At 76.3% G+C, this 7,594-nt stretch carries 6 protein-coding genes; 4 read left to right on the forward strand and 2 right to left on the reverse strand.

The window, feature by feature from the left end; genetic code table 11:
* Positions 1 to 132 precede the first annotated feature (132 nt).
* Positions 133 to 1,731 carry a tRNA (N6-isopentenyl adenosine(37)-C2)-methylthiotransferase MiaB gene (gene miaB, locus G6556_RS15525; protein WP_166943367.1) on the forward strand — a complete coding sequence of 533 codons (1,599 nt, stop codon included), beginning with the start codon at positions 133 to 135 and terminating at the stop codon, positions 1,729 to 1,731.
* Positions 1,732 to 1,755: 24 nt separating this feature from the next.
* Here miaB and G6556_RS15530 read toward each other — a convergent pair whose 3' ends face one another.
* A complete protein-coding gene (locus G6556_RS15530; protein WP_166943370.1) occupies positions 1,756 to 2,265 on the reverse strand; it encodes a YbjN domain-containing protein in 510 nt (169 codons plus the stop codon).
* A complete protein-coding gene (locus tag G6556_RS15535; protein ID WP_346774936.1) occupies positions 2,262 to 2,711 on the reverse strand; it encodes a YbjN domain-containing protein in 450 nt (149 codons plus the stop codon). Before G6556_RS15535 ends, G6556_RS15530 begins: the two co-directional genes overlap by 4 nt.
* 247 nt (positions 2,712 to 2,958) lie before the next feature.
* On the opposite strand from G6556_RS15535, the gene G6556_RS15540 reads away from it, so the two are divergent.
* Genes G6556_RS15540 through G6556_RS15550 form a run of 3 tightly spaced genes read left to right on the forward strand, consistent with a single transcriptional unit; the run spans position 2,959 to position 7,590 of the window.
* On the forward strand, positions 2,959 to 3,525 hold the full coding sequence (locus G6556_RS15540; RefSeq protein WP_346774937.1) for a YbjN domain-containing protein: 567 nt from the start codon (positions 2,959 to 2,961) through the stop codon (positions 3,523 to 3,525).
* Between the two features lie 10 nt (positions 3,526 to 3,535).
* The gene (locus tag G6556_RS15545; protein ID WP_166943375.1) at positions 3,536 to 5,536 is read left to right on the forward strand and encodes an HSP90 family protein; all 2,001 of its coding nucleotides are present in this window, start codon (positions 3,536 to 3,538) and stop codon (positions 5,534 to 5,536) included.
* Positions 5,533 to 7,590, forward strand: a complete 2,058-nt coding sequence (locus G6556_RS15550) for a hypothetical protein (protein WP_166943378.1) — start codon at positions 5,533 to 5,535, stop codon at positions 7,588 to 7,590. Before G6556_RS15545 ends, G6556_RS15550 begins: the two co-directional genes overlap by 4 nt.
* The last annotated feature ends 4 nt before the right edge of the window (positions 7,591 to 7,594 follow it).

The following is a 7,594-nucleotide window of genomic DNA, read 5'->3' on the forward strand; positions in this document are numbered from 1 at the left end:
TGGAACCTATGAGGCTCGTGTTACCCGCGCCACCTCTTGAGGTCACAGATCGGAAACAAGTCGGTCATGTCCTCACCTGGCCGGGGTCATCGCGGCGGAGGCGGGGCAGCCGCGGACGTACCCTGGTCCGCGATGAGCACGACGACCCCGCCCCCCGTCCTCGCGCCGGCCGACGCCCCCACGTCGCCGGCCGGAGCGCCCGCGCGCACCTACCTGGTCAAGACCCTCGGCTGCCAGATGAACGTGCACGACTCCGAGCACATGGCCGGCATGCTCGAGCAGGCCGGCTACGTCGCCGCGTCGCCCGAGGCCGCGGCGGCCGAGGAGGCCGACGTCATCGTCATCAACACGTGCGCGGTGCGGGAGAACGCGGCCGACAAGCTGTACGGCAACCTCGGCCGGCTCGCCGGGACCAAGCGCGCCCGCCCGGGCATGCAGATCGCCGTCGGCGGCTGCCTGGCCCAGAAGGACCGCACCGGCATCGTCGAGCGCGCCCCGTGGGTCGACGTCGTGTTCGGCACGCACAACCTGGACGTGCTGCCGGTGCTGCTGGAGCGCGCGCGGCACAACGAGGCGGCGCAGGTCGAGATCGAGGAGTCCCTCAAGGTCTTCCCGTCCACGCTGCCGACCCGCCGTGAGTCCGCCTACGCCGGCTGGGTGTCGATCAGCGTCGGCTGCAACAACACCTGCACGTTCTGCATCGTGCCGCACCTGCGCGGCAAGGAGCGCGACCGCCGGCCGGGCGACGTGCTGGCCGAGGTCGCCGCGCTGGTGGACCAGGGCGCGATCGAGGTGACCCTGCTCGGCCAGAACGTGAACTCCTACGGCGTCGAGTTCGGCGACCGGGGCGCGTTCGCGAAGCTGCTGCGGGCCGCCGGCGCGATCGACGGGCTGGAGCGGCTGCGGTTCACCTCGCCGCACCCGGCCGCGTTCACCGACGACGTCATCGCGGCGATGGCCGAGACGCCCGCCGTCATGCCGAGCCTGCACATGCCGCTGCAGTCGGGCTCGGACCGGGTGCTGCGGGCGATGCGCCGGTCGTACCGGTCGGAGAAGTTCCTCGGCATCCTCGACCGGGTCCGCGCGCAGCTGCCGGACGCGGCGATCACCACCGACATCATCGTCGGCTTCCCGGGGGAGACCGAGGAGGACTTCGCCGAGACGCTGCGCGTGGTCGAGGCGTCCCGGTTCTCCTCGGCGTTCACGTTCCAGTACTCCCCGCGCCCCGGCACGCCGGCGGCGGACCTGCCCGACCAGCTGCCCAAGGCGGTCGTGCAGGAGCGGTACGAGCGGCTGATCGCGCTGCAGGACCGGATCGGCCTCGAGGAGGCGCAGCGCCAGGTCGGCCGCACGGTCGAGGTGCTGCTCGCCGAGGGCGAGGGGCGCAAGGACGGCGCGACCCGCCGGCTGTCGGGCCGCGCCGCGGACAACCGCCTGGTGCACCTCGCGCTGCCCGCCGGCCTGGCCGAGGCCGACGCGCCCCGGCCCGGCGACCTCGTCACGGTCGAGGTCACGCACGCCGCGCCGCACCACCTGGTCGCTGACTCGGCGGTGCAGGGCGGTACGTTCGCGGTGCGCCGCACCCGCGCGGGCGACGCCTGGGAGCGCCGGCAGGCGGGCGGCGACGACCACGCCCACGGCGGCGCCGGGGACGCGTGCGGGACGGGCGTCGCCACGGGCGGGCCGGCCGCGCCGGTGCTGCTCGGGCTGCCGACGCTCGGGCGGCGCTGAGGGCGCGTCAGACCTGAGCGCGCCTCAGACCTGCGGCGGCAGCAGCGAGTCGAACGACGCGAAGCTCTGCACGCCCGTGCCCAGCCCGCAGGAGATGAGCTGGTCGAGCTGCTCGGCGGTGACGCCGTGCTCCAGGTCGGTGGACACCTCGCTGTAGACGGCGAGCTGGCCCTCCTCCTCGCGGAGGTAGAGCTTCGGCCAGATGCGCTCGCGGTTCCAGTCGTTGAGGGCGAGCGTCACGGCGCGGCGGCTGTCGACCGGCAGCTGGCGGTGCCACCGGCCGCGGACCTGCAGGATCTCGCGGTGCTCGCCGAGGAGCAGCAGCCAGAACCGGGAGTCGTTCCACACGCCGGTCAGGTCGCCGTCCTCGTCGACCCGGAAGTGGTAGCCGCGCGACGACAGCGACGCGGCGACCCGGTCGCGGGTCAGCGGCGTCGGCCGGGCCTGCAGCGGGACCCGGCGCTGCGGCGCCGGCGCGGGGGTGCGCTCGCCGAGCACCCGGGACAGCCAGCCCGGCGTGCGGGGCGCGGTCACGGGGCCACCGCCGCGGGGTCGGGGTAGAGCTCGTCGATCGCGTCGAAGAACGTGCTCGACGTGCTCAGGCCGCAGAACAGGATCTGGCTGAGCTGCTCGTCGGTCGCGCCGTGCTCCAGGTCGGTCGAGACCTCGGCGACGACGTGCACCATGCCGTTGTCCCGGACCCGGACGTACGCCTTGGGCCAGATGCGCTCGGCGTTCCACTCGGTGCAGGCGTCCAGGACCTCCTCGAGCCGCTCGATCGCGATCTCGCGGTTCCACTGGCCGCGCACCTGGACGATCTCCTGGTGCTCGCCGAACAGGAAGAAGTAGAACAGCCGGCCGCGCCACAGCCCGCCGAGGTCGCCGTCGTCGTCGGTGAAGTAGTGGAAGTCGTTCCGCTCGAACCAGCGCACGACCCGGTCGGTGCTCAGCGGGGTCGGCCGGCCGTCGTCCACGGACACGCCGCCGGGTTCGGACCCTCGCGCGCCGCCGCGACCGGGGTTGGCGGGCACCGGGGCGGCCTCGCGGCCGCCGGCCGGGCGGCCCGGTCCGCGGCGAGGGCGGCGGTTCCCGAACAGACCCATGCGCACACCATACGCGCGGGCGCCCACGCCGCCAGCGTGGTCACCCCCCGTTCACCGGATCGGACATCTCGGGCGCCGATCCGCTCGCGCGATCGGGTTAGGCTCGTCCCGGACGGGGCCCTCCGTGCCCGCCACCAGCACCGACGTAGCCCGCGGGACCCACGTGGCCCCGCACGACACCCACGAGGACGCCATGGGTTTCTTCACCAAGCCGGACGCCGCGGCGTCCGTCCCCGGACCGCAGCCGCTGTCGCACCAGCGCATCATCGACGTGCTGGACGCGCGGGAGATGAACTACGGCGTCGACGACGACGGCGACATCGGCGGCTACTGGGACGGGCACCTGTTCTACTTCTTCCGGCTCGGCGGCCAGCAGGAGTACCTGCAGACCCGCGGCCGGTGGAACCGCAGGGTCGGCATCGACCAGTACGCGCGCGTCGTCGACCTGGTGAACACCTGGAACTCCGAGAAGCTCTGGCCGAAGGGCTACGTGCGGGCGGAGGACGACGTCGTCGGCGTGTACGCCGAGCACACGGTCGACTACGAGCACGGCGCCACCGACGAGCAGATCGACCTGCACCTCGCCTGCGGCATCACCACCGCGCTGAGCCTGTTCGAGCACCTCGACGAGCAGTTCCCGGCCGAGGCCGCCGCGGCGAAGGCCGCCGAGGCCGCCGCCTCCGGGGAGTGACGCGCCGCCGATGACCGAACCCGCCGCGCGGGCGTTCCAGGTCGACCTGCACGGCGTGGTCGACCTGCTCGCCCGGCACCTGTACTCCGGACCCCGGGTCTACCTGCGCGAGCTGCTGCAGAACGGCGTCGACGCGATCACCGCGCGCCGCGCCGTGGACCCGGGCTGCCCGGCGACCGTCCGGCTGCGCCCGCTGCCGGACGGCTCGCTGCTGGTCACCGACTCCGGGGTGGGGCTGACCCGCGCCGAGGCCGAGGAGCTGCTGGCGACCGTCGGCCGGTCGTCCAAGCGCGACCTCGACCTCGGCGTCGGGCGCGAGGAGTTCCTCGGTCAGTTCGGCATCGGCCTGCTGTCGGCGTTCATGGTCGCCGAAGCCATCGAGCTGGTGTCCCGCTCCGCCCGGGACCCGCAGGCGCCGGCCGTGCGCTGGCGCGGGCACGCCGACGGGTCGTACGACCTGGTCGAGCTGCCCGGCGCCGACCTGCCCCCGGGCAGCACGGTGCGGCTGCGGCCCCGCCGGGACATGGAGCACTGGCTCGCGGGGGAGACGGTCGCCGCGCTGGCGGCGGAGTTCGGCTCCCTGCTGCCGGTCGACCTGGCGGTGGAGGTGCCGCTGGGGTCGGGGGCGAGCGCGGCGGGGTCGACCGGTGACGCGGGCGACCCGGCGGACGACCTGCCCGCCGACGGCGCGCCCCGCCCCGGCCACGTGTGGCGCCGCGTCTCGGCGCCCGAGGCCCCCTGGGCCCGCGACCACCCGGACGAGGCCGCGCGGGCGCAGGCGCTCGCCCGGTACTGCGAGCAGACGCTCGGCTTCACGCCGCTGGCGCACATCGACCTGGAGGTCCCCCTCGCGGGGGTGTCCGGGGTGGCGTTCGTGCTGCCCGCCGCGGTGCCGCCGGGCGGTGGCGGGTCGCACCGGGTCTACCTCAAGCGGATGCTGCTCGGCACGCGCGTCGACGGGCTGCTGCCCGAGTGGGCCTTCTTCGTGCGGTGCGTCATCGACGCCTCCGGGCTGCGTCCGACGGCGTCCCGCGAGGCGCTCTACACCGACGAGGTGCTGCTGGCGACGCAGGAGGCGCTCGCGGACGCCATCCGGTCCTGGACCCTGCGCACCCTGGAGTCGTCGACCGCCCTCGCGCGGGAGTTCGTCGGCACGCACCACCTGGCGGTGCGGTCGCTCGCGCTGACGGACGACACGATGCTCGACCTCGCCGCGCGGATCCTGCCGTACGAGACGACCGACGGGACGCTGACGCTCGCCGAGGTCGCCCAGGAGCACGGGCAGGTCGTGTTCGCGCCGACGCTCGAGGAGTACCGGCGGATCGCCCCGGTCGCCCGCGCGCAGGGGCTCGCCGTGGTGAACGCGGGCTACGTCTACGACGCCGACCTGCTGGGTCGGCTCGCCGCGCGGGGGCCGGGCCGCGGGCTCGGCGAGGTGCGGCCGCTCGGCGCCGGCGACATCGCGCAGGTGCTGGCCCCGGTGCCGCCCGAGCGCGAGCTCGCGACCCTCGACGCCGTCCGCGCGGGCGGCGACGTGCTGCGGCCGCTCGACACCGAGCTGGTGCTGCGCACGTTCGAGCCCGCCGAGCTGCCCGCCGTGCTGCTGCACGACCGGGACGGCGACCACCAGCGCGACCTGCGGGCGGCGATGGCCGAGGCCGACGACGTGTGGAGCGACGTGCTCGCCGGGTTCGCCGAGCCCGCCCCCGCGCGCCGGCTCGTGCTCAACGACGCCAGCCCGCTCGTGCGGGACCTGCTGGACGCCCCGCCCGGCGAGGTGTTCGCCGCGGGGCTGCGGTCGCTGTACGTGTCGGCGCTGCTGCTGTCCGGCGAGCCGCTGCGCGCCCGGGAGTCGGAGCTGATGACCGGCTCCATGTCGGTGCTGCTGCGGGCGGGGCTGCGCGCGGACGCCGCCGGGCCGCGGGGCCGCGCCGGCGAGGGGGTGCCGGGCGCGCTGCCCGGTGCCGACGACGAGGCGGCCGGGGGACCGGCCGGGGAGGAGCGCGCGTGACCCGCTCGCTGGACGAGGCCAACCGCGAGATCACCCGGGTGCGGCAGATGCCGTACGGGCTCGCCCGCACCCAGGCCGCCGAGCGCCAGGTCCGGCTGGTCGACGCCGAGGGTCCCGACGCCGCCCGCGCCTACGCCCTGGGCACCCTGGTCGAGGCCTACCAGTGGGGCGGCGAGGTCGACCGGTCGTTCGTCGCGTTCGCGCGGCTGCTGCGCTGGTGGGACGAGCACCCCGAGCACTTCGACGCCCAGGACCGGCACGGCCTGTTCTGGTCCTTCAAGTGGATGATCTCCGGGCTCGCCGACTTCCCGACGGTGCCCGCCGAGCAGATCGACCGCACGCTCGCCGACATGGAGCGCCGCTACGCCCTCGCCGGCAACGGCATGGACGCCGTCGCCTACGAGCGGTTCGCCTGGGCGCGGCAGCGCGGCGCCGCCGACGTCGAGGCGGCGTACCAGGCGTGGGTCGCCACCCCGCGCGACGACTACTCCCAGTGCGAGGCGTGCGACCCCGGCGACCGCGCCGCGTGGCTGCTCGCCACCGACCGCGTCGAGGAGGGCGTCCGGATCATCGAGCAGACGCTCGCCGAGGACCCGTCCTGCGCCTCCGAGCCGGCGGACATGCTGTCGTACCTCGCGGAGGCGTACCTCGACCAGGGCCGCCCCCGCGACGCCGCCCGGACGCACCGGCGCGCGGTCGCGGCGCTCGCGGAGGCCGAGTCCGACATGGTCGGCGCCCGCGGCCGCCGGGTCCGGCTGCTCGCGCGCGGCGGGCAGGCCGAGCGGGCCGTCCGGGCGATCGAGGCCGACCAGCAGTACCTCACCGGCGGGGACACCCCGTACTCGCAGCTCGCGTTCGCGCGGCTCGTCGGGTCGGCCACCCACGTGCTGCGCTCGACCGGCAGCGGCGACCTGCCGGTGCGGCTCAGCTCCGTGCCCGCGACGACCGTGGCCGAGCTCGACGACTGGCTGCGGTCCCGCGCCGACGAGCTGGCGGCGCAGTTCGACGCCCGGAACGGCACGACGGCCGAGACGGAGTCGGTGGCGCGGGCCTGGGCGACCGAGCCGGCGGCCGACACGCTGGACCTCGACGTGCTGCCGCGCGGGCTGGCGGCGGGCGGCGGCGCGGCGGCGGGCGGCGGCGCGGCGGCAGGCGGCGTGGGCGCGGGCGCGTCGTCGGCGGGTGTCCACGGGTCCGCGGCTGCGGGCGCGACCGGTGACGGCGGTGCGGGCACCGGGGCAGGAACGGCCGACGCTGCGGCGGGGACCGGCGGGGACGCCCGGCGCGCCGCCCCGGCCGACCCGGCGGCGCTGGTCGCGGAGGCCGAGCGCCTCGCCGGTGCCGGCGACCTGGAGTCCGCCGCCGGCGCGTACCTCGACGCGGCGGTCGCGTTCGAGGGCGCGGGCCTGCTGACCGAGTCGGGCTTCGGCTACGCGGAGGCGGCGCACTGCGCGCAGGTGCTCGGCGACGACGACGGCGCGGCCTCCGGCTACGCGGCGGCGGTCGCCCGGCTCCTGGCCGCGGACGTGCCGGCGACCGTCGTGGCGCCGGTGGTCGTCGCGTGGGCCGGGGCCGCCGCCGTGACCGGCCAGGCCGAGGCCGTGCTGGCGGAGGCGGACGGGCTGCTGCTCCGGCTGGGCACCGCGGCCGGCCCGGACGACGACCGCGCCCCGGAGCTCGTCGCCCGGGAGCAGGCGGAGCACCGCCGCGCCGCCGCCGACCTGGACGACGCCGCGGCTCGGCTGCTGGCGACGCTCGGCGGCCCGGAGCGCAGCGCCGCCGCGGCCGCCCGCGCGCAGGCGGCGGCGGAGGCGTACGCCGGCCTCGGCGCGCTGGCGGACGCGGCGCACGCGTTCTGGCTCGCGGGCCGGCTGCACGACGACCTCGGGCACGTCGAGGACGCGGTGTGGCACCTGGAGTCGGCGATGGAGGGGTTCCAGGCCGCACGTCAGCGGGGACCGCACGGCGAGGTCGCGAACGCGCTCGTCGACGTCCTGCGCCGCTCGGGCCAGGACGCCCGCGCCGACGACCTGGCCCGCACCCTCACCCCCTGACCCC

Origin of the sequence: Cellulomonas sp. IC4_254 (assembly GCF_011603975.1) — a bacterium.
Lineage (GTDB): Bacteria > Actinomycetota > Actinomycetes > Actinomycetales > Cellulomonadaceae > Cellulomonas.